This window comes from Curtobacterium sp. PhB137 (assembly GCF_003814955.1).
Taxonomy (GTDB): domain Bacteria; phylum Actinomycetota; class Actinomycetes; order Actinomycetales; family Microbacteriaceae; genus Curtobacterium.
On the sequence record NZ_RKQO01000007.1, the window covers coordinates 190847 to 211647 of the forward strand.

Annotated in this window: 19 protein-coding genes and 1 riboswitch; of the genes, 10 read left to right on the top strand and 9 right to left on the bottom strand. The window is 71.6% G+C overall.

Annotated features, from left to right (window positions below):
- Positions 1–80 precede the first annotated feature (80 nt).
- The 4 genes from EDF28_RS13025 to ribH all read left to right on the top strand — a co-directional run bounded on the left by EDF28_RS13025 (position 81) and on the right by ribH (position 4733).
- Positions 81–2474 (top strand): bifunctional lysylphosphatidylglycerol flippase/synthetase MprF, encoded by a 2394-nt coding sequence (locus tag EDF28_RS13025; protein ID WP_123938591.1) that lies wholly within the window; start codon positions 81–83, stop codon positions 2472–2474.
- A gap of 167 nt (positions 2475–2641) precedes the next feature.
- Positions 2642–2776, top strand: a riboswitch (FMN riboswitch).
- 90 nt (positions 2777–2866) lie between these two features.
- Positions 2867–3577 (top strand): riboflavin synthase, encoded by a 711-nt coding sequence (locus tag EDF28_RS13030; RefSeq protein WP_123938592.1) that lies wholly within the window; start codon positions 2867–2869, stop codon positions 3575–3577.
- Positions 3577–4257: a 3,4-dihydroxy-2-butanone-4-phosphate synthase gene (gene ribB, locus EDF28_RS13035; protein WP_123292069.1), complete on the top strand. Its 681-nt coding sequence runs from the start codon at positions 3577–3579 to the stop codon at positions 4255–4257. Before EDF28_RS13030 ends, ribB begins: the two co-directional genes overlap by 1 nt.
- Complete coding sequence (ribH, locus tag EDF28_RS13040) at positions 4254–4733, top strand: 6,7-dimethyl-8-ribityllumazine synthase (protein ID WP_123938593.1); 480 nt, start codon at positions 4254–4256, stop codon at positions 4731–4733. Before ribB ends, ribH begins: the two co-directional genes overlap by 4 nt.
- 82 nt (positions 4734–4815) lie before the next feature.
- On the opposite strand, the gene EDF28_RS19270 is transcribed toward ribH, so the two are convergent.
- The 5 genes from EDF28_RS19270 to EDF28_RS13060 all read right to left on the bottom strand — a co-directional run bounded on the left by EDF28_RS19270 (position 4816) and on the right by EDF28_RS13060 (position 8949).
- Positions 4816–4986 (bottom strand): hypothetical protein, encoded by a 171-nt coding sequence (locus EDF28_RS19270; protein ID WP_159574085.1) that lies wholly within the window; start codon positions 4984–4986, stop codon positions 4816–4818.
- Between the two features lie 66 nt (positions 4987–5052).
- Positions 5053–5601, bottom strand: coding sequence for a TetR/AcrR family transcriptional regulator (locus EDF28_RS13045; protein WP_123292071.1), 549 nt, complete (start codon positions 5599–5601; stop codon positions 5053–5055).
- 95 nt (positions 5602–5696) lie between these two features.
- On the bottom strand, positions 5697–6611 hold the full coding sequence (locus EDF28_RS13050) for a carbohydrate ABC transporter permease (RefSeq protein WP_123938594.1): 915 nt from the start codon (positions 6609–6611) through the stop codon (positions 5697–5699).
- The gene (locus EDF28_RS13055) at positions 6608–7642 is read right to left on the bottom strand and encodes a carbohydrate ABC transporter permease (RefSeq protein WP_123938595.1); all 1035 of its coding nucleotides are present in this window, start codon (positions 7640–7642) and stop codon (positions 6608–6610) included. The genes EDF28_RS13050 and EDF28_RS13055 overlap by 4 nt, the downstream gene beginning before the upstream one ends.
- Positions 7639–8949 (bottom strand): ABC transporter substrate-binding protein, encoded by a 1311-nt coding sequence (locus EDF28_RS13060; protein WP_235036058.1) that lies wholly within the window; start codon positions 8947–8949, stop codon positions 7639–7641. Before EDF28_RS13060 ends, EDF28_RS13055 begins: the two co-directional genes overlap by 4 nt.
- A gap of 202 nt (positions 8950–9151) precedes the next feature.
- On the opposite strand from EDF28_RS13060, the gene EDF28_RS13065 reads away from it, so the two are divergent.
- The 5 genes from EDF28_RS13065 (at position 9152) to EDF28_RS13085 (ending at position 15508) form a co-directional block, all read left to right on the top strand.
- On the top strand, positions 9152–11188 hold the full coding sequence (locus EDF28_RS13065) for an aldo/keto reductase (protein WP_123292074.1): 2037 nt from the start codon (positions 9152–9154) through the stop codon (positions 11186–11188).
- Positions 11167–12198: a LacI family DNA-binding transcriptional regulator gene (locus EDF28_RS13070; RefSeq protein ID WP_123938596.1), complete on the top strand. Its 1032-nt coding sequence runs from the start codon at positions 11167–11169 to the stop codon at positions 12196–12198. Before EDF28_RS13065 ends, EDF28_RS13070 begins: the two co-directional genes overlap by 22 nt.
- Before the next feature lie 393 nt (positions 12199–12591).
- Positions 12592–14115 carry an MFS transporter gene (locus EDF28_RS13075; RefSeq protein ID WP_123938597.1) on the top strand — a complete coding sequence of 508 codons (1524 nt, stop codon included), beginning with the start codon at positions 12592–12594 and terminating at the stop codon, positions 14113–14115.
- A gap of 224 nt (positions 14116–14339) precedes the next feature.
- Positions 14340–14849: a flavin reductase family protein gene (locus EDF28_RS13080; protein WP_123938598.1), complete on the top strand. Its 510-nt coding sequence runs from the start codon at positions 14340–14342 to the stop codon at positions 14847–14849.
- Positions 14850–14893: 44 nt separating this feature from the next.
- Positions 14894–15508: a superoxide dismutase gene (locus EDF28_RS13085; RefSeq protein WP_111084300.1), complete on the top strand. Its 615-nt coding sequence runs from the start codon at positions 14894–14896 to the stop codon at positions 15506–15508.
- 84 nt (positions 15509–15592) lie between these two features.
- Here the strand turns inward: EDF28_RS13085 and EDF28_RS13090 are convergent, their stop codons facing one another.
- Positions 15593–16168 carry a hypothetical protein gene (locus tag EDF28_RS13090; RefSeq protein WP_123938599.1) on the bottom strand — a complete coding sequence of 192 codons (576 nt, stop codon included), beginning with the start codon at positions 16166–16168 and terminating at the stop codon, positions 15593–15595.
- A gap of 154 nt (positions 16169–16322) precedes the next feature.
- Here EDF28_RS13090 and EDF28_RS13095 point away from each other — a divergent pair, with 154 nt between their 5' ends.
- Positions 16323–17294, top strand: coding sequence for a carbohydrate kinase family protein (locus EDF28_RS13095; protein ID WP_185094241.1), 972 nt, complete (start codon positions 16323–16325; stop codon positions 17292–17294).
- Positions 17295–17357: 63 nt separating this feature from the next.
- On the opposite strand, the gene EDF28_RS13100 is transcribed toward EDF28_RS13095, so the two are convergent.
- From EDF28_RS13100 to EDF28_RS13110, 3 genes are read right to left on the bottom strand one after another with little or no spacing between them, the layout of a single operon-like run.
- Positions 17358–18815, bottom strand: a complete 1458-nt coding sequence (locus tag EDF28_RS13100; protein ID WP_123938601.1) for a serine hydrolase — start codon at positions 18813–18815, stop codon at positions 17358–17360.
- Entirely contained in the window at positions 18812–20161 is a 1350-nt protein-coding gene (locus tag EDF28_RS13105) for a deoxyribodipyrimidine photo-lyase (RefSeq protein WP_123938602.1), read from the bottom strand. Before EDF28_RS13105 ends, EDF28_RS13100 begins: the two co-directional genes overlap by 4 nt.
- Positions 20158–20670, bottom strand: a complete 513-nt coding sequence (locus EDF28_RS13110) for a MarR family winged helix-turn-helix transcriptional regulator (protein ID WP_123672374.1) — start codon at positions 20668–20670, stop codon at positions 20158–20160. Before EDF28_RS13110 ends, EDF28_RS13105 begins: the two co-directional genes overlap by 4 nt.
- Positions 20671–20801: the final 131 nt, after the last annotated feature.

Genomic DNA, 20801 nt, shown 5'->3' on the forward strand with positions numbered 1-20801 from the left:
CGAGGGGCGTCGCACCGCCGGCGCCCCTCGTCACCGTGCCCGGAGTTGTCCGAACGGCCGGCCGGCACCACCATGAGGGGGTGCGCTCCGCCCTCGTCCGGCATCCGGTGACGGCCGCCATCACGTTCCTCGTGGTCGCGACCGCGGTCTTCGGCATCGTCGTCCGGGTGCTGCACGGTGCCGACCCGGCCTCGTACGGGCCCTTCCGGATCTTCGCGGCGTCCACCGGCGCGGTCGCGTTGCTCACCACGATCGCCGGCGTCGTCGTCCTCGTCGGTGCCGCCGAGCGGCTGATGGGGTCGTGGCGGACCGCCCTGGCGTTCGTCGTCACCACGGTCGTCGGCACCGCGGCCGGCGCGCTCACCGCGTTCGTCGACACGGACGGCCGCGACCTCACCGGCCTGCTGCTCGGGCGGGCGACGGCCTTCGACCCCTGGACCGCGATCGTCGGGACGATCGTCACCGCGAGCGCGTTCGCCGGACCGCTCTGGCGACGACGCATCCGGGTGAACGCGCTCGCCGTCGTGGCCGCGCTCCTGCTCTACGCCGGACACGCCTCCGACCTGTACGCGGTGCTCGCCGCCGCCGCGGGGTGGGTGCTCGGTGAGCTGCTCCGCCGCACCCCGGAGCGCGGCGGATGGGTGCGCAGCTCGCACCGCGAGACCCGGGTCCTGCTCGGGACGGTCGTGCTGGTGTCGGCGATCGGCCCCGTGGTGGCGCTCGTCTCCCGCGCACGGATCGGATTGCTCGCGCCGATCGCCGCGGTGCTCGGCACCGGGCCGGTCACCCCCGTGAGCGGCTGCGGCACCGACGGGGCCGCTGGGCAGTGCCTCCGCGCGCTGCTCGCGTACCGGGCGACGGACCCGTGGACGCTGCTGCTCGCCATCGCGCCGCTGCTCGTCCTCGTGGTGGGCGGCCTCGGGCTCTTCCGGGGCAGCCGGTTCGCCGTCTGGCTCGTGGTGGCGGTCGACGTGGTGACGGCGGTCGCGGCCGCGGTGACCTACGGGGTGCTGCCGGCGCGGGCCGGTGGGCTGCAGGGCACCGCCGACGAGTTCGTCACGGCGCTGTCGGTCGGTGCGTCGATCGTGGTGCCCCTCGCGACCGCGGCCGTCCTCGTGCTCCGGCGCCGGTCGTTCACCGTGCTGCCCTCACGGCGGCGTGTGGTCGCCTTCGCGGTGACCGTGGTCGCGGCGGTCGCCGTCGTGGTCGGCACCGTCGCGGTGTTCGCGGCGTCGGCCCCGGAGCACGTCGAGGACCCGCTCCGGCTCGCCGTCGCCGCCCTCGGCCCCCTCTCGCCGCTGACCTTCTGGGAGCAACTGCCCTCACTCGGGACGGCGCTGCGCATCGTGATCGGACTCGCCGGCCCCGTGCTCTGGTTCGTCGTCGCGCTCGCCGCGGTCCGGCCCACCGGCGCAGTGGAACCCGACACCGACGCGGACGGCTCCCGGTCCGACCGCGAACGGGCCCGGGCGCTGGTGCTCGCGGGCGGCGGCGACACCTTCGGGTGGATGACGACCTGGCGCGGCAACGCCTACTGGTTCGCGGCCGACGGGCGCGCCGGGGTGGCGTTCCGGCGCAACGGTGGGGTGGCCGTCACCGTGGGTGGCCCGTTCGGCTACCCGGACGCCCGCGCCGCCGCGATGACGGACTTCGCCCGGTACTGCGACGACAACGGGTGGACGACGGTCTTCTACGGCATCGACGCCGGGACGGCCGAGCTGCTCACGACGCAGGGGTGGTCGACGTTGCCGGTCGCCGAGGACGCCGACCTCGACCCCCGCACGTGGACGACGACGGGCAAGCGCAAGCAGGACGTCCGCACCGCCGTGAACCGGGCCCGCCGCGAGGGCATCACCGCCACCTGGTCGTCCTGGCAGGACCTGCCGCCGTCGACGGCACGGCAGATCGAGGCGATCTCGGAGGAGTGGGTCTCCGAGCGGGAGCTCCCCGAGATGGGCTTCACGCTCGGCGGGGTGGACGAGATGCGCGACCCCGCCGTCCGGACGCTCGTCGCGCAGGACGCCACCGGGCGGGTGCTCGCCGTGACGAGCTGGTTGCCGAGCCACCGCGAGGGGCGGGTCGTCGGCTGGACCCTCGACGTGATGCGCCGGACCGAGGCCGCGCCGAACGGCGTGATGGAGTTCCTCGTCGCGAGCGCCGCCGAACGGATGCGCGACGACGGCGTCGAACGACTCAGCCTGTCGGCGGCACCGCTCGCGCAGGCGGGCGAGAACGCTGCACCGAGCGACGGCGTGCAGAGCCTGCTCGAGCTCGTCGGGGGAGTCCTCGAACCGGTCTACGGCTTCCGGTCGCTGCTCCGGTTCAAGCAGAAGTTCGGCCCCGACCTGCACCCGCTCGTCCTCGCCTACCCCGACCCGGTCGCGCTGCCGTCGATCGGCCTCGCGGTCGTCCGGGCGTACCTGCCGGACCTGTCCCTGCGGCAGGCGGTCGCGCTCGCGCGCGGACGCGGCTGAGGCGGCACGGTCGACGGGGCCGGTGCGGTGGACGCGACCGGGCGGCGGACGGGAGGCGCGGTGCGGGCCCGCCCCGGGCCTCCCGGCCGTGCGCCGCGTCGCCCCGTTACGTGCCCCGCTCCGGCCCGACGCGTCCGTCACCGGTCTGGGGTATCGTTCCGACTACGCAAGCGCTCCGGGGTCGGTGCAATTCCGAACCGGTGGTGACAGTCCACGAACTGATGACGGGTGCGAACCCGGCAGAGGTTGACTCGGTGAAACTCCGGGACCGACGGTGAGAGTCCGGATGGGAGGCGCGCTGGCGGACGAGACGACCCACCCTGCGTGGGACGACCCGTCCGTCGATGCCGACGATCGTCGAACGCCCCCGGAGTCCCGTTGAGAGGACACCAGTGTTCACCGGCATCATCGAGGAACTCGGCACCGTCACCGCCGTCGAGCAGCACGGCGACTCCGTCGCGCTCACCGTCCGCGGGCCGATCGTGGTCGCGGACGCCAGCCACGGCGACTCCATCGCCACCAGCGGCGTCTGCCTGACCGTGGTCGAGCAGACCCCCGACTCCTTCACCGCGTTCGTCATGAAGCAGACGCTCGACATGAGCGCGCACGGAGCATTGCGGGTGGGCGACCGCCTGAACCTCGAGCGCGCGGCGTCGGTCGGCGACCGGCTCGGCGGCCACATCGTGCAGGGCCACATCGACGGCACCGCCACCGTGCTCGAGACCGCGGACGGCGACGGCTGGCGCCGGGTGCGGTTCTCGCTCGCGCCGGCGCTCAGCCCGCTCGTCGTCGACAAGGGGTCGATCGCGCTCGACGGCGTCTCGCTCACCGTCAGTGCCGTCTCGCCCGAGGACACCGCGCCGGACGCCGCCTGGTTCGAGGTCAGCCTGATCCCGGAGACGCTCGAGGCCACGACCCTCGGCCTGCGCGTGCCGGGGGACCGGGTGAACGTGGAGACCGACGTGCTCGCGCGGCACGTGCGCCGGATGCTGCGGCTCGACGCCGCGGTCGGTTCGCTCGACGCCGCGGTCGGTTCGCTCGAGCCCGCGGGCTCGTCCGAGCCCGTCGGCTCGTTCGAGCCCGTCGGATCGGAGGCCCGGTGATGGTCGCCTCGGTCCCGCAGACGCTCGGCTCGTCGAGCATCGAACTCGCGATCGCGTCGGTCGCGGCCGGCCGCCCGGTGATCGTCGTCGACGACGAGGACCGCGAGAACGAGGGCGACGTCATCCTGTCCGCCGAGCTCGCGACGCCGGAGTGGATCGCCTGGACCGTGGCGCACTCGTCGGGGTTCATCTGCGCGCCCGTCAGCGTCGAGATCGCCGACGCCCTCGACCTGCCGCCGATGGTCCAGCACAACGAGGACGTCCGCGGCACCGCGTACACCGTCACCGTCGACGCAGCCGTCGGGGTCACCACGGGCATCAGCGCCCACGACCGAGCGCGCACGCTGCGGGTCCTCGCCGACCCGACCTCCGTGCGCGACGACCTGCACCGCCCCGGCCACGTCGTCCCCCTGCGGGCACGACCGGGCGGGGTCCGCGAACGTGCGGGACACACCGAAGCCGCGATCGAGCTCGTCACCGCAGCCGGGCTCCGGCCTGCCGCGGCGATCTGCGAGATCGTCGACGAGGACGGCAGCATGATGCGGCTGCCGGCGCTCGTCGCACTCGGGGCGCGCGAGGGCGTGCCCGTCATCACCATCGCCGCGCTCGTCGAGTGGCTGGACGCGGCAGACCGGACAACGGCAGCAGCTGCCCTGTCCACGGAAGGAACAGCACGATGAGCGGAGCAGGCGCGGCGGACCGCGACCACGTCGACGGCACCGGGATCCGGGTGGCCATCGTCGCCGGGCAGTGGCACGACACGATCGCGGCGGGCCTCCTCGCCGGGGCGCAGCGCGAGGTCGAACGGCTCGGCGCCACCGCGTCGGTGTTCCCGGTCCCGGGGAGCTTCGAGCTGCCCGTCGTCGCGAAGACCGCCCTCGAGGCCGGGTTCGACGCCGCGGTCGCGCTCGGCGTGATCATCCGGGGCGGCACCCCGCACTTCGAGTACGTGTCCGACGCCGCCACGAGTGGGCTCACCCGCGTGGCGATCGACAGCGGCAAGCCCGTCGGGTTCGGCGTGCTGACCCTGGACGACGAGCAGCAGGGCATCGACCGGGCCGGGCTGCCCGGCTCGAAGGAGGACAAGGGCGCCGAGGCCGTGCACGCCGCGGTCGCGACCGCGGTGACGCTGCGCTCGTTGCGCGTGCTCGCGTAGCGCGGCTGGTTCACACGGCGCCCGCACGCAGAACGGCCCCGCACCTCGAGAGGTGCGGGGCCGTTCTGCGTCGGCGGAGTGGTTACCGCTTGCCGAACACGTGGATCGGCAGGAAGAAGGAGAGGGTCATCAGGATGAGGCCACCCATGAAGATGAACGCCTGGCCCGAGTCGACCTGGAACGCGAACCCGAACAGGTACATCGACACCAGCAGCAGCAGGATCGAGAAAACAGCGGCGATGACGCGGCCCACGGGATACCTCCGGGTGTCGACGAGTGGAACGTCGCCAAGTCTATCCCCAGGAACGGGGATGGTCGTTCACGCGCCGGGCTTCGTCGCGATCAGACGGTCCACGACGGCGAGGAGCGCCTCCATGTCGACGGTGCTGCGCTTCGGTCGACCGTCGCTCGCGGCACCGAGGGAGGCCTGGTGGTACAGGCCGTCGCCGAGGAGTTTGACCGCCTGGGCGGTGGGCTCGTCGTGGAGGGCGTCGACGAGGGTCACGAGCCACGCGTTCTCGGTGTCGTCGAGGGTCCGGCCCGCTTCTTCGTAGCCGGCCTGCTGCAGGCGGCTCGCGGCGAGGAGCGCGAGGTCGAGCTCACTGCCGACGAACAGGCAGTTTCGGACGAAGTAGCGGGCGGCACCGTCCTCGGCCTCGGCCATGCGCTCGACGTCGATCGCGGACAGGTCGGAGAGTCGCTCGCACAGCCCCTCGACCAGGGCCGCCTTGGAGCCGAAGTGGTACAGCAGCCCGCCCTTGGAGACACCGGCGCGGGCGGCGACGGCGTCGAGCGTCGCGGGACGTTCGCCGTCTTCGCACACGATGGCGACGAAGCTGTCGAGGACGCGGTCGCGGGCACTGGCCATGGGCACGAGTCTAGGAGGAGTTGTGCACGAGCAGGTGCAGGCGTCGCGGGCCATCCCGCGACGCCTGCACCCTGCCGGTCGGGGCGCTCGGCGCGTCAGCCCTTCAGCGCTCCGGCGGCGATGTTGGCGATGAAGTGGCGCGAGCCGATGATGAACACGCCGATGAGCGGGAACACACTGATCACGGCGCCGGCCATCACCGCCCCGAGGTCGGTCGCGTTCACCGAGCTCAGTCCGGCCAAGGCGACCTGCAGGGTCTGTCCCTTCGGGTCGATGAGGACGATGAGCGGCCAGACGTAGTCGTTCCAGGCGGTGATGAACGTGAAGATGCCGAGGAACGCGAGCCCGCCGCGGAGCATCGGGACCGCCACCGACCACCAGGTGCGGAAGAACCCCGCTCCGTCCACCCGGGCCGAGTCGATGACCTCGTTCGGGATCGACGAGGTGGCGAACTGCCGGAGCAGGAAGATGCCGAACGCGTTCGCCGCCCCCGGGATGATGAGCGCCTGCAGGCCACCGATCCACCCGAGGTTCGCCATGAGCACGAAGCTCGGCACCAGCGACAGGCTGCCGGGTACCAAGAACGTGGCGAGCATGACGGTGAAGAGCGTGCGCTTGAACGGGAACTCGTACTTCGCGAACGCGAACGCAGCGAGCGAGTCGAACAGCATGACCAGGACGGCGGTGCTGCCGGCCACGAGCACGGTGTTCAGGAGTGCCCGCAGCATGTCGACGTTGCTGAACACGGACGCCACGTTCGCGAGGGCGTTGTCCCCGAACCAGAGCGACGGCGGGTAGCCGAAGATCTCGGCGTTCGTCGACGTCGACATCACGAGGAGCCACCAGAACGGGAAGATCGACAGCAGCACCCCGATGATCAGGCAGAGGTGCGTGACGGCGGTCCCGAGCCAGCCGCGGCGGAACCCGCGGCCGCGTTCGTTCCCCGCGGCCCCCGGTCGCCCGAGTGCCGCGGCGGTGTTGGTCGTCGTCGTGGTCGGTGTCGCGGTCATGCGTCGACCCCCTTCGTGCTGGTGCGGACCGTGCGGGCCACGCGGAGTCGTCGTGGGGTCTTCAGGCCGTCGCGTTCACTGAGCAGACGCCAGTTGATGATCGCGAACACCACGGAGAACAGGAACAGCACCCAGGCGATCGCCGAGCCGTACCCGAAGTCGAACTGGTTGAACGCCTGCTCGTACTGGTAGAGCACGATCGTCATGCCGGCCTCGTCGGGGCCGCCCACCGCTTGTCCGTTGAACAGGATCTGCGGCTCCGTGAAGAGCCCGAGCCCACCGATCGTCGATGTGATGAGGGTGAACAGGATCACCGGGCGCAGCAGCGGCACGGTGATGCGCGAGAAGATCTGCCACGCGTTCGCGCCGTCCACCTTGGCGGCGTCGTACAACTCGGTCGAGATGGACTGCAGTCCGGCCAGGTAGATGATCGCGTTGTAGCCCGTCCAGCGCCAGATCACCATCACCGAGATGGTGATCTTGATGCCCCAGTACGACGACAGCCACCCGACCGGGTCCGCGCCGAGTGCGCGCAGTGCCGCGTTCACCAGGCCGAAGCCGTCGGAGAACACCGAGCCGAACACGATCGCCATCGCGACCATGCTCGTGACGTTCGGCACGAAGAACGCGACGCGGTAGAAGCCCTTCGCCCGGATGTTGCCGTGCAGCAGGAACGCGAGCACGAGCGCGAGGAAGAGCATCGGGATCGTCGACATGACCCAGATGAGGAACGTGTTGCCGACGGCGTTCCAGAACCGCGGGTCGCCGAGCAGGTACTGGTACTGGGCCAGACCGACGAACGCGGGGGAGCCGACCCCGTCCCAGTCGGTGAACGACAGCACGATCGAGAACACGATCGGGAACAGCCCGAACACCAGGAAGAGCACGTAGAACGGCGCGATCGCGACGTACTGCGGCCAGAACCGGCGGAACCCGTACCGTTTGCCGGTCGCTGCGGTGGTGATGGAGGACGTCGGGGTCCCGACGACCGCGGGGATGCTCGTGGTCGGTGGTGCCTGCTTGGTGCTCATGCGCGGACCCCCCGCTTGTCGAGGACCCGGTTGGTCTGGTCGACGGCGTCCTGCCAGGCGCGGTCCGGGTCCTTGCCCCCGGCTTCGACGTTCGTGATCTCGGTCGCGAACGCACCGATGAACCGTTCGGAGTTGGAGATGTACGTCACCGGGACGTCCATCGCCGAGGCGTTGAAGAACGCCAGCGGGTCCTGGTCGCCGAAGTAGTCGCCGGGCTTCCGCATGATCCCGTTGTCGAACGACGCCGGGGTGGAGGGGAACAGCTGGATGTCGTTGTACGTGTGCGACTGCACCTCGGGCGAGGTGATCCACTGCGCGAACGCGGCGGCCGCGGCCGGGTCCTTCGAGGTCTTCGGGACGGCGAGGAACGACCCGCCGCTGTTGCCCGGGCGATCCGGTTGCCGGGCGACCCGCCACGTACCGGCGGCGTCGGGAGCAGTGTCGTGGATGACCTGCGTCCACCACGCTCCCTCGATCTGTCCTGCGACCCGGCCGGACACCCACCCGGCGTTCTGGTCAGTGCCGGACTGCAGGTTGCCGGTGAGGCCGGAACGGACGCAGGCGACGGCGTTCTCCCACGCCTGCCGCACCGAGCTGTCGTCCTGCTCGAAGACCGGCTGGTCGTCGCGGTCGAAGTACCGCGTGGGGCTGGCGTAGATGTACTGGTTGAAGAGCTGGTTTGCGGTGATGACCGTCGCGGCGTCCGCACCCTTCCGGATCTTCGCGCCGAAGGAGCGGAACCCGTCCCACGTCGCGATCGCGTCGGAGACCTCGTCCGGGTCGGTCGGCAGCCCGGCCTTCGCCAGGACGTCCTGCCGGTAGAAGAAGCCGGTCGGTCCGGTGTCGACGGGCCAGAAGCACTGCCGGCCGCTCGGCGTCCGGCCGAGCGCGCTCTTCCAGTCGTAGTACTCGTCCCGCTTCGCCGCGCCGCCGTGGTCGTCGAAGTCGGTGAACAGGTCTTCGTCGGGGAAGTACAGCCAGCAGTTCGAGTTGACCATGAGGACGTCGGGGATGAACGCGTTCCCGGCGAGTGCCGTCCGGAACTTGGTGTCGTACGAGGCGCCGCCGATCAGGTCGGGGCGGAGCCGCTTGGACCCCTGCCCGGCGATCCCCCCGGCGGCCTGCCGCAGGAACTTCGGGTCGAGCGACCGGTTCCAGTACCAGAGGACGAGTTCGTCAGGGTCCTTGGAGATGGCGGTGCTCGTGGAGCACCCGGCCAACAAGGCGGTGGTGGCGAGGGCTCCGAGAGCACCTGCGCCGGCGAGGAACCCCCGCCTGCTGAGACTGATCGATGGAGATGACGTCACGAAACTACCTGCTCTCGTCGTTGAGATCGGGTTGGAAACAGCGATACCGGGTCCCCGGAGCGTTCGACCGTGAACGCTCACGAAGTGGTCCAGAGCATCCTCTGTGAGACACGCCGTGTCAAGCACTTCCGCATTGATCCGCCGGGCGTGTGGCACTAGCGTCGTCGTGACCGTGAAGGTTCACGAGACGACAAGGATCCGCATGTCAGCGCAGACCGCGAACACCGCCAGCACCCCGACTCCGACGGTCGCCGACCGCCCCGGCTGGGCCGTCCTCGGCCCCGGGGGCATCGCCCGCCGCTTCCTCTCCCAGCTGCCCGCGAGCGGTGGTGCCCTGGTGGCTGCCGGCAGCTCGTCCACCGAGCGGGCGCAGACCTTCGCCGACGAAGCCGCGCAGCTCGGGTTCGCCGACGTCTCCGCTGCGACCTACGACGAGGTCCTCGCCGACCCGCGCGTCGACGCCGTCTACGTCTCGACCGTGCACACCGGGCACGCGCGGCTCGTCCTCGCCGCGCTCGAGGCCGGCAAGGCCGTCCTGTGCGAGAAGCCCCTCGCCCCGAACCACGGCACCGCCATGGCGCTCGCCGACGCCGCACGGCAGGCCGGTCTGCCGCTGGTCGAGGCGTTCATGTACCGCTTCCACCCGCAGACCGCCGCACTGCTCGACCTCGTGCGGGACGGCGTGATCGGCGAGGTCACGCACATCGACGCCTCGTTCGCGTTCCGGACCGGTGAGCGGACCGGCCGACTGTTCGACGTCGACACGGCCGGCGGCGGGATCCTCGACGTCGGCGGGTACCCGGTGACGATGGCTGCCGCGATCGTGCAGGCCGCGACCGGGGTCGCCGTCGCCGAGCCGACGGAGCTCACCGCCACCGGCACCCTCGGGCCGACCGGTGTCGACGAGTGGACCGTCGCGCAGCTGACCTACCGCGGCGGCATCACGGCGTCCGTCCGCACCGGGGTCTTCGTGCAGGACGACAACGCGGTCGCGGTGTACGGCACGCGCGGTCGCCTCCTGCTCGCCGACCCGTGGACCCTCGGCGCCGACCCGACGATCGAGGTGCACACCGTCGACGAGGACCCGCGCACGCTGTCCTTCGCCGGCGAGCACCCCTACGCCCGTGAGGCCGACGCCACCACCGACGCCCTGCGTGCCGGTGCGGTCGAGGCAGCACAGATGACGATCGACGAGTCGCTCGCGACCGCTCGCACCCTCGACAAGTGGCGCGCCGCGATCGGCCTGCGCTACCCGTTCGAGGCCGAGTCCGCCGACATCCCCACCGTGAGCGGTCGGCCGCTCCGGGTGCAGGACGGCAACCCCATGCAGTACGGCGAGATCCCGGGTGTCGGCAAGCGGCTGTCGCGCCTGGTGATGGGCGTCGACAACCAGCCCGACCTCGCCCACGCCAGCGCGATCTTCGACCTGTTCGTCGAGCAGGGCGGCAACGTCTTCGACACCGGCTACATCTACGGCGGCGGTGTGCTCGAGGGCCGGCTCGGCAAGTGGATCCAGAACCGCGGCATCCGCGAGGACGTTGTCGTCATCACGAAGGGTGCGCACACGCCGTTCTGCGACCCGGAGTCCCTGACGAAGCAGCTGCTCGAGAGCCTCGAGCGCCAGGGCACCGACTACGCGGACATCTACATGATGCACCGCGACAACCCGGACATCCCGGTGGGGGAGTTCGTCGACGTCCTCGACGAGCACCGCCGCGCCGGCCGCATCCGCGTGTACGGCGGGTCGAACTGGACGCCGGCACGCTTCGACGAGGCCAACGCCTACGCACGGGCGAACGGGAAGCACGAGTTCGAGGTCCTCAGCAACCACTTCGGCCTGGCCGAGGCCTACGACGTGCCGTGGGACGGCTGCGAGCACGCGACCGACGCCGCGTCGAAGGCGTGGCTCGAGGAGCGTCAGGTCCCGCTGCTGCCGTGGTCGTCGCAGGCCCGTGGATTCTTCACCGGCCGTGCGACGCCGGAGGACACCAGCGATGCCGAACTCGTCCGCTGCTACTACAGCGACGAGAACTTCGAGCGGCTCCGTCGCGCGCGGGAGCTCGGCGACCGGTTCGGCGTCCCCGCCACGGCGATCGCCCTGGCGTACGTGCTGAACCAGCCGTTCCCGACGTTCCCGCTCTTCGGACCGCGTACGATCGCGGAAGCCCGATCGTCCATGACGGGCCTCTCCGTCGACCTCACCCCGGAACAGGTGGCATGGCTGGACCTCCGCGACTGACCCAGTCGCCACCGGACGGCCCGCACTCCGGCGGCCGCGCGACGATCATCGACGTCGCTGCGGCCGCCGGGGTGTCCCGGCAGACCGTCACCCGCGCGATGAACGGCATGTCCGGCATCAGCGCGACCACGAAGGAGCGGGTGCTCGCCGTCGCGGCGTCGCTCGACTACCGGCCGTCGCGGTTCGGCCGCGGGCTGGTGACCGGCGGCGACCACCAGCTCGGGCTCGTCGTGAACGACCTGCGGAACCCGTACACGCCCCAGCTCGCGTCCGCCGTGTTCCGGCTCGCCGCCGAGCAGGGGTGGAACGTCATGCTCGCCGACGTCGACCTGGCGAGTGACGCCGACCGGATGGTCCAGGCGCTCGGTGCGCAGACCGACGTGGTCATCGGTTACCTCGGCTCGCGCCGGCACCGGTGGAGCGAGCTCCTCGGCAACGTGCCGATGGTCGAGCTCGACCCGTCCTCCGACCCGCCCACGGCAGCGGTGTGGATCGACCCCGCCGACGCGATCGAGGCCCTTGCCGACCACCTGGTGGCGACCGGGGTGCGGCACCCGGTCGTGCTCGACAACTCGTCGCCGGACCACACGAGTGCGCGCGGCCTGCTCATGCTGGACGCGCTGCGCCGCCGCGGCTACCTGCCGGAGCTCGTGCACGCGCCGCACGGCACCGCCGAGTGCGGTGCCGACGAGACGGCGCGGATCCTGGCTCGGAAGCGCCGACTCGACGCGATCCTGGCCTTCAACGACGTGATGGCGCTCGGCGTGCTGCAGGCCTGCCGCCGCGCGGGCGTCGACGTCCCCGGTGAGGTCCGGGTCGTCGGCGTCGACGGCCTGCCGCTCGGCGCTCTCGTGTCGCCGATGCTGACGACCCTGGCGGTCGACCTCGATGCCGTCGCGCGCGAGGCCCTCGCGCTCGCGCTCGGCATGCTCGCCGGTGAGCTGCCGCGGCACGGCGCCGCAGTGCAGCGCACCGTGCGCCACAGTCTGCTGGTCCGCGACTCCGCCTGACGACGCGCCCCGCGCCGGTCCCGCCCCCGAGGTTCCGAAATCTCGGCATGTCGGCGCTCAGGCCGCCCGACATCGGAACCCGGGCGGAGACCACGCGGCGTGTTGTGGAACCCCGGCACCGAAACCCCGGCACCGGAACCCCGGCACCGGACGCAGGTCGTGCCGCCGCCCCAGCCTCCCGCCCTGGGCGGGACCAGCCGTCGGACGGGAGGCCCGTGGCGAGCCCGCCACGGGCCTCCCGTCCGCTTGTTGGTTGCATTTGCAACCATAACCGTCCAGACGGTACACTGACGGAGTCCTGACGGGGCGCGTGTCCATCCCGCGTCCCGTCTCGTCTGCCCCACGCACCGCCCGCCGTCGACCAGGTCCGGCTCGAAGTCCCAGGAGTCCGCCGTGTCCGCACTGCTCACCAGTCCCATCGCCACCCGCGTCACCGGCAGCCGCGCCCGACGGTTCCTCGCGCTCGCCGTGCTGATGCTGCCGGTGCTGCTCATCTCGGTGGACAACACCGTGCTGAGCTTCGCGCTGCCGTCGATCAGTCGTGCGCTCAACCCGGACGCCACCACGCAGCTCTGGATCGTCGACGCGTACCCGCTCGTCCTGGCCGGGCTGCTCGTCGTGATGGGCAGCATCGGTGACCGCATCGGCCGCCGTCGGATCCTGGTGATCGGGGCCACCGGCTTCGCGCTGTTCTCCGTCGCCGCGGCCTTCGCGACCGACGCCTGGATGCTCGTCGCCGCACGGATCGCGATGGGGGTGTTCGGGGCGATGCTCATGCCCGCGACGCTCTCGATCATCCGCAACGTCTTCGTCGACGCGGGGGAGCGGCGGATGGCGCTGGCCGTCTGGTCGACCATGTTCGCGGCCGGCAACGCCCTCGGTCCGCTCGTCGGTGGCACGCTGCTCGCGCACTTCCACTGGGGCAGCGTCTTCCTGGTCGCGGTGCCGATCCTCGTGCTCATGCTCGTCGGCGTCCCGTTCTGCGTGCCGGAGTCGCGCGACCCGATGCCGGGACCGGTCGACGTGCCGAGCATGTTCCTGTCCCTCGGTGCGCTGGCGCCGATCGCCTGGGCGATCAAGTCGTTCGTGCACCCGGAGGAGCGCGGGTTCGCGGTCGCGATGCTCGCCGTCGGGGTCGTCTGCGGCATCGCGTTCGTCCGCCGGCAGCTGCGGTCCCGCACGCCGATGCTCGACCTGCGCCTGTTCCGCAGCACGGCGTTCACCGGCAGCGTGCTCATGAACCTGATGGCGATGTTCTCGCTGACCGGCTTCCTGTTCTTCATCGCGCAGCACCTGCAGCTCGTGGCGGGGCTCGATCCGTTCGCCTCGGGCGTCGTGCTCATCCCCGGATCGGTGCTCACGATCGTCGCCGGCCTCGCGGTGGTGCCGGTCGTCGCACGGGTCGCACCGCGCTGGGTCGTGTCGGTGTCCCTGCTGTTCTCCGCCGCGGCGTACGCCGTCGTGGCGGTCCTCGGACACCACGCGTCGATCGCGGCGCTGGCGTTCGCGTTCGTGCTGCTCGGCATCGGGATCGGCGCGTCCGAGACCGTCACGAACGACCTCATCATCTCGACCGCTCCGGCGGACAAGGCCGGTGCGGCGTCCGCGATGTCCGAGACGGCGTACGAGATCGGTGCGGTCCTCGGCACGGCCGTCCTCGGCACGATCCTGGCGACCACCTACCGGGCACACGTCGTGGTGCCGGGCGGGCTGAGCTCGACGGCGCACACCGCTGCCCAGGAGACGCTCGGTGGTGCGGTGTCCGCCGCGTCGTCCCTCGGCGGCGGCGCCGGCCAGGCGCTCCTCGAGTCGGCACGGGCAGCGTTCGACTCCGGCGTGACGATCACGGCCGGCGTCGCCGCGGTGCTCATGGTGACCGCTGCCGCAGGCGCCGTCGTCATGCTCAAGCGCCGCTGACGCGCGCCGCTTCGTGAGCCGCTGACGCGCGCCGCTTCGTGAGCGGAAATGGTCGGGTTGCGCCACGCGACCCGACCATTTCTGCTCACGAAGTCATCGCCACGGCGCGCCCGGGAGCCGTCGAACCTGTGAATCGTTGACCTCAACCATGGTTCAGGTCATACGTTGGGACATGCCCGCCCAGTGACGGCACACCCCCGCGCGAAGGAACGACGACGAACACCATGCCCGACGAAGCCCCGGCGAACATCGCCGAAGCGTACAAGTCCGCGTTCCGCGGGCACCCGGCCGGCGTCGCCGTCATCACCGCCGAGGGACCGGACGGTCCGACCGGACTCACCGCCTCGAGCGTCGCGAGCGTGGCTGTGGACCCGCCGGTCCTCGTCTTCTCGCTGTCGACGAACTCCGGGTCCGCCGGGGTCGTGCTCGGCGCTCCGGTCTTCGTCGTGCACCTGGTCGACTCGCTCAGCGTGTCGCTCGCCCGGCGGTTCGCCTCGACCGGCAGCCCGACCGCTGACGACCCGATCTGGGGCACCCTGCCCTCGGGTGACCGCTACCTGCCCAGTGCCGCGAGCGCGCTGCGGTGCCGCCCGCTCTCCACGACCCCGATCGGCAGCTCGACCGTCGTCGTCGCCGAGGTCCTCGACATCGTCGTCGGCCTCGAGCACGGCGAGCCGCTGGTCTACCACAACCGGGAATTCCACTCCCTCACCGATCGTTCCCGGCTCTCGTGAGCCGCGGAATCCCATCCGCAACCCACTGATCGAAAGGACCTCACATGGCTGAGTACACCCTGCCGGAGCTGCCGTACGACTACGCCGCACTCGAGCCGCACATCAGCGGCAAGATCATGCAGCTGCACCACGACAAGCACCACCAGGCCTACGTGACCGGAGCGAACACTGCGCTGCAGCAGCTCGGTGAAGCACGCGAGTCGGGCAACTTCGGTGCGATCAACAAGCTCGAGAAGGACCTGGCGTTCCACCTCGGTGGCCACGTCAACCACTCGATCTTCTGGACCAACCTCGGCCCGGACACGAAGGTCCCCGAGGGCGAGCTCGCCGCGGCGATCGACGAGTTCTTCGGCTCGTTCGACACCTTCAAGGCGCAGTTCGCCGCCGTCGCGAACGGCATCCAGGGCTCCGGCTGGGCCGTCCTGGCCTGGGACACCGTGGGCCAGAAGCTGACCACGTTCCAGCTGTTCGACCAGCAGGCCAACGTGCCGTTCGGCCTCGTGCCGATCTTCCTGCTCGACATGTGGGAGCACGCCTTCTACCTCGACTACCTCAACGTCAAGGCGGACTACGTGAAGGCCGTCTGGAACATCGTCGACTGGGAGAACGTCGCGGCGCGCTTCGCCAACGCGAAGTCGCAGTCGTTCGTGACGCTCTGATCCACCGACCGCGGGTCGCGTGACGCGACCGACGGACGAACGGGAGGCACGGTGCCAGCTGGCACCGTGCCTCCCGTTCGTGCATCACCCCGCGGTGACTGCCGCGCCGGCGGCGAGCCGGTCGGCGATCGCCCGGAGCGCGGCGTCGGTGTCGGCGCGCTCGCGGTCGATGATCGCGGTCCACTGGGCACCGCGGGCAGTCGTCACGGCGTCGCGTGCGACGCGGTCGGCGGCCTCGGCGTCGTAGCCGTGTGCGAGGCACCACGCGGCGACCGCTGCCACGTGGTCCCGGTGCAGACCGCGTTGCCGGACCCGGCCGTCCATCGCCTCGACGGACCCGAGCTCGAAGGTGAGCCGGGCGGCGAGGGCTCGGTGCGGGTCGTCGAGGCGACCGAAGCTGGTCACCAAGTAGTCGGCGAGGGCGGAGTGGTCAGCTGCGGGATCGAGCGCAGCGTGGCAGACCGTGTCGGCCAGGTGCACGACGACGGAGTCGATGAGGGCGTCGCGGGAGCCGAAGTGGTAGACGATCGGGTACGCGCTGGTGCCCAGGATGCGCCCGAGGCTGCGGACCGAGACGTCCTCGAGCTTGGTGTCCAGCAGGTGCAGGGTGACCTTCTCGAGGATCGCCGGCTTGAGCGTCGGGTCGGGCTTCCGGGGCATGGCATCTCCGTCGGATCGTCGGTGGCGGGCACACGACCCGCCACATGGTGGCATTGCGTATGTTACCGGTCGGACAGTGCGATTGGCCACCAGAATGAGGGTCCGTGCGGGCCCGAAAACGGAGCTTTACTCGGTTCCCCGTACACTAGAGCAGATGTCCATGCCGCAAGAGGCCTCCGTGCCCGTGTCGCAGCCCGAGGGGACCCGTGCCGGACGGGTGGTCGCGGGCCGCCGTCGTGGCGCCGGAAAACGGTTCCTGGTCATCGGCGACGTCCTGGACGGCGTGCTCGTGCAGACGACCGCGCACACCATCGGGGTGCACGACCCCGCCGCCGTGATCCGCCACCGACCGACGGGTGCCGCCGGCAACACCGCCGCCTGGCTCGGCTGGCTCGGTGCCGAGGTGGACCTCGTCGCGCGGGTCGGCGTCGACGACGTCTACCGGCACGAGCGCTCGTTGGAGGACGCCGGTGTCCGTCCGCACCTGCGGTACGACGCGATGACCTCCACCGGGGTCGTGGTGTCGGTGCGCAACGACAGCGGCCGCACGGCGATGTCCGACCCGGCCGCGAGCGGGAAGCTCAGGGCTGCCGACGTCCCCGAGGCCGTGGCCCGACGCGCGGACATCGTGCACCTGACCGGGCACGCGATGCTCGGTGGTGGCGCCGACCGCATCGCGTCACTGGTCGCCCGCGCACGGACCGGGTCGGCTCGGGTTTCGCTCGACCCGTCCTCGGCAGCGATCGTCCGGTCGGTCGGAGCTCCTGCCTTCCTCGAGGCCCTCGTCGGCGTCGACGTCCTCTTCCCCGGCCGGCAGGAGGCCCTCGAACTGACGGGGACGACCGACCTCGACGACGCGGTGCGGCGACTCACCGAGCACGTGCCGCTCGTGGTGGTCACGGTGGGCGCCGACGGCGTGCTGGTGGGGCGACGCGGACGGAGCGTGCACCGGGTCCCCGCGACGCCGGCCACGGTCGTCGACACCGTCGGCGCCGGTGACGCGTTCGCCGCGGGCTTCGTGCGTGCCTGGGCGACCGATCCCGTGCGCGTCGGAGCGGCTGCACGTGAGGGCACGCGCGTCGCGGCCCGAGCACTCGGGTTCGTGGGGGGTCGCCCACCGGTGTGACGGGCAGTCGTCAGACCGGTACCGACACGGACCTGGCCGGCCCGTCGCGTGCGGTCCGGTGTGTCAGTGCTCGGCGGGCTCCGCCACGACGGTGAGGGTCTGGACGCGTCCTGCCGCGCCAGGGGCGAGCCGGATCTCGACGCGCAGGCGCCCGCAGGTGCCGGGCAGCCACCACCGCAGGTGCGACGGCGCCGACGACTGCTCGGCGACGGGAGCGGCGGTCAGGTCGGCACCCACCTCGGCCACCGCCGCCGCGATCGCCCGCCGGCGTCGGTCGTAGGGGTCGTCCATCGCCACGTTCGGCGTGCAGACCGCGTCCGCCACGGCGTCCTGCCAGTCGGCCAGGAGGCCCGTCACGGCAGCCTGCGCCGCTCGCGTCGCCCGGACGGTCGGCTGGGCGCCGGGGCGGCGCACCGGTCCGGTCGTCGTGTCGGCGCGCCCGTCGGACGCCGCCGGACGCGTTGCGTCCAGGAGCAGGTCGTGTGCCTGCTGGGCAGCGGCGGAGACCTTCGCCTGCGTGGCGTTCTCGAACGCGACGACACCGAGGCCGGTCTGCGCGGACCAGCGCATGTGTGCCGAGAACCCCGGGTAGCCGCCGGAGTGCGAGACGAGTTCGCCGAACCGGGCGTCCTGTTCGACGAACAGCCCGAAGCCGTACGCCGTGGCGCGTGACGAGCCGGGGACGACGGACGACGGAACGACCCGCATCGCCTGCTGCATGAGCCGGCGATCGGCGGGGGAGACCGGGCCGGGTTCCGGGGCGTCGGAGGACGCCGACCCGAGGTGCGTGGCCCACCGTGCGAGGTCGCGGACGGTGGAGAACAGGCCGCCGATCGACGAGAACGCACCCGGGCCGGTCATCGGCAGGGGCTCCCAGTCGCCGTCGTGCGGGCGGAACCCGGTGACGACCGGTCCCTGCGCCTCGGCCGCGCTGAACACCGTGTGGTCGAGACCGAGCGGCCCGAGCACGGTGTCGCGTGCCGCCTGGGTGAACGGACGGCCGGTGACGACGGCGACGACCCGACCGAGCAGGGCGTAGCCGAGGTTCGAGTACGCGAACCGGGTGCCGGGCACCGAGTCGAACAACAGCCCGCCGCGCAGGACGTCGTCGAGCTCGGCGTCGCTGATCGACTCCTGCCGGTCCGCCCAGGGGTCGTCGGTGGGGAAGCCGGCCGACATGGTCAGCAGCATCCGCACGGTCGGCACGGGGGAGTCCGGTGTGGGCAGGGGCACCGCGCCGAACGCCGGCACGAACGCGGTGATCGGGGCGTCGAGGTCCAGTCGACCGTCGGACACCAGCGTCAGCAGGCTCGCCGCGGTGACGCTCTTCGTGCACGATGCGATCCGGTAGACGGTGTCGGCGTCCGGCCGCTGCCCGTCGCCGCGGTCGCCGTGGCCCCCGGAGGCGACGAGACCCGTCCGGTCGAACACACCCCACGCACTGCTCGGCGCGATGCCACGGTCGACACGGTCACGGAAGAGCGCGTCGACCTGCCCGACGGCGGTGTCCCACGGGCTCATGACCGACGCATCTCGGCGTACGCGTCGAGCGCGCGCTGCCGGGTCGCCTTGAGGTCGACCATCGGCTCGGGCCGGAGTTCCTCGGACGGCACCCACCGGTGCACGTACTCGCGGTGCGGGTCGAAGCGCTCGAGCTGCCGGTCGGGGTTGAACACCCGGAAGTACGGCGCCGCGTCGAAGCCCGACCCGGCGACCCACTGCCAGTTCGCGGCGTTGTTGGCGGAGTCGGCGTCGACGAGGGTGTCCCAGAACCACTGCTCGCCCACCCGCCAGTCGACGAGCAGGTTCTTGACGAGGAAGCTCGCGGTCGCCAACCGGACGCGGTTGTGCATGGCGCCGGAGTGCCACAGCTCGCGCATGCCGGCGTCGACGAGGTCGAACCCGGTCGTCCCGGTGCGCCACCGGTCGACCTCGGCATCGGGGGCGTCCCGCCACGGGAACGCGTCGAACTCGCGACGCACGTTCACCGTCGTGATGTCCTCGCAGTGGAAGTACTCGTTCCAGTTGAACTCGCGCCAGGCCAGCTGTCGCAGGAAGGCCGAGGCGTTCTGTCGCTGCTCGGGCTCGAGCGCTCCGTGCAGCCGGTGCCACACCTGGTACGGGCTGACCTCGCCCCAGCGCAGGTGCGGGGACAGGTCGCTCGTGGCGGCCATGGCGGGTTCGTCGCGCTGGTCGTAGTCCTCGAGCGCATGGGTGACGAAGTGCTCGAGCCGCTGGTGTGCGCCGTGCTCGCCGGGCTCCCAGGCATCGCGGAGTCCGCCGGCCCAGTCGGGACGGGTCGGCAGCAGGTCCCACTCGCTCAGGTCGTCGCTCGCGACCCGGGCCGGGGCGGGCAGGTCGCGGGGCTTCGGGAGCGGGTGCCGTGGTTCCGGCATCGCCTGGGCAGCGCGCCAGAACGGGGTGAACACCTTGTACGGCTCGCCCTGTCCGGTGCGGACGGTCCACGGTTCCCAGAGCAGGCTCGCCGCGAAGCTGTGCGCCTCGATGCCGCGGTCGTGCAGGGCGCTCTTGATGCCGGCGTCGACCTCGCGCTCGGCCGGACCGTACCGACGGTTCCAGAACACGGCGTCGGCACCGGTGTCGGCGACGAGGGCGTCGATCACCGCGGCGGCCGCACCCCGTCGCAGCACCAGCCGCGAGTCACGGTCACGGAGTTCGCCGTCCAGTGCGGTGAGCGAGTGGTGGAGCCACCAGCGGCTCGCCGCGCCCGCGGGACGGATGCCGGGGGACTCGTCGTCGAGGACGTAGACCACCGTGACGTCGCCGCCGTGGTCGATCGCAGCACGCAGTGCGGGGTTGTCGGCCAGCCGCAGGTCGTCGCGGAGCCAGACCAGCGCGCCGGTCACACCGCTGCCGGGTCCGACTCGGAGACCGAGCGCGCGACGGCCCGTCGGCCCGGGGCGGTGCCGACCGCGAGGCGCAGCTTCGTGCAGAGCTCGGTGAGGGTGCGGAGTTCGGCGTCGGACAGTCCGGCGCCGACCTGCTGCGCGATGCTCGCCGCGTGCTGCACGGCCACGTGGCGGTAGACGTCGAACCCGTGCGGGGTGAGCGCCACGATGACGCCGCGGGCATCGGACGGATCCGGCTGCTTCTCGACGATCCCGCGGGCGAGCAGACGATCGACCAGACGACTCACGCTCGGCTGGGTGAGGAGCAGGTGGCCGGTGAGGTCACGCATGCGGCAGCGTCGACCGGGCTGCGTCGACAGGTTGAAGCAGACGTCGTACTCGTTGAAGGAGATCTCGCCGCCGGGGAAGTCCGCGTTGAGGCTCCGCATCACGGTGACCTGGGCGCGGAACAGTGATTCCCAGGCGGCAACGGCGGTCGCCTTCTCGCTGCGGCGTGACTCGCTCACGATGGCGCTCCCCTCTGGTCGGACGGTCCGTCCACACTACCGACGGCCCCCGACAGGCGCGGGTTCGACATGCATGCGCTCCGACATGCACGAGGGCCGGCCGCTCTTCCGAGCGACCGGCCCTCTCCCTT

What these genes read in the sequence shown, in the direction of transcription:
- EDF28_RS13100 (WP_123938601.1), bottom strand. Translation starts at nt 18,815, where the DNA reads ATGAGCCCGTGGGACACCGCCGTCGGGCAGGTCGACGCGCTCTTCCGT.
- EDF28_RS13090 (WP_123938599.1), bottom strand. Translation starts at nt 16,168, where the DNA reads ATGCCCCGGAAGCCCGACCCGACGCTCAAGCCGGCGATCCTCGAGAAG.
- EDF28_RS13095 (WP_185094241.1), top strand. Translation starts at nt 16,323, where the DNA reads ATGTCCATGCCGCAAGAGGCCTCCGTGCCCGTGTCGCAGCCCGAGGGG.
- EDF28_RS13050 (WP_123938594.1), bottom strand. Translation starts at nt 6,611, where the DNA reads ATGACCGCGACACCGACCACGACGACGACCAACACCGCCGCGGCACTC.
- EDF28_RS13065 (WP_123292074.1), top strand. Translation starts at nt 9,152, where the DNA reads ATGTCAGCGCAGACCGCGAACACCGCCAGCACCCCGACTCCGACGGTC.
- EDF28_RS13070 (WP_123938596.1), top strand. Translation starts at nt 11,167, where the DNA reads ATGGCTGGACCTCCGCGACTGACCCAGTCGCCACCGGACGGCCCGCAC.
- EDF28_RS13045 (WP_123292071.1), bottom strand. Translation starts at nt 5,601, where the DNA reads ATGGCCAGTGCCCGCGACCGCGTCCTCGACAGCTTCGTCGCCATCGTG.
- ribH (WP_123938593.1), top strand. Translation starts at nt 4,254, where the DNA reads ATGAGCGGAGCAGGCGCGGCGGACCGCGACCACGTCGACGGCACCGGG.
- EDF28_RS13080 (WP_123938598.1), top strand. Translation starts at nt 14,340, where the DNA reads ATGCCCGACGAAGCCCCGGCGAACATCGCCGAAGCGTACAAGTCCGCG.
- EDF28_RS13055 (WP_123938595.1), bottom strand. Translation starts at nt 7,642, where the DNA reads ATGAGCACCAAGCAGGCACCACCGACCACGAGCATCCCCGCGGTCGTC.
- ribB (WP_123292069.1), top strand. Translation starts at nt 3,577, where the DNA reads ATGGTCGCCTCGGTCCCGCAGACGCTCGGCTCGTCGAGCATCGAACTC.
- EDF28_RS13085 (WP_111084300.1), top strand. Translation starts at nt 14,894, where the DNA reads ATGGCTGAGTACACCCTGCCGGAGCTGCCGTACGACTACGCCGCACTC.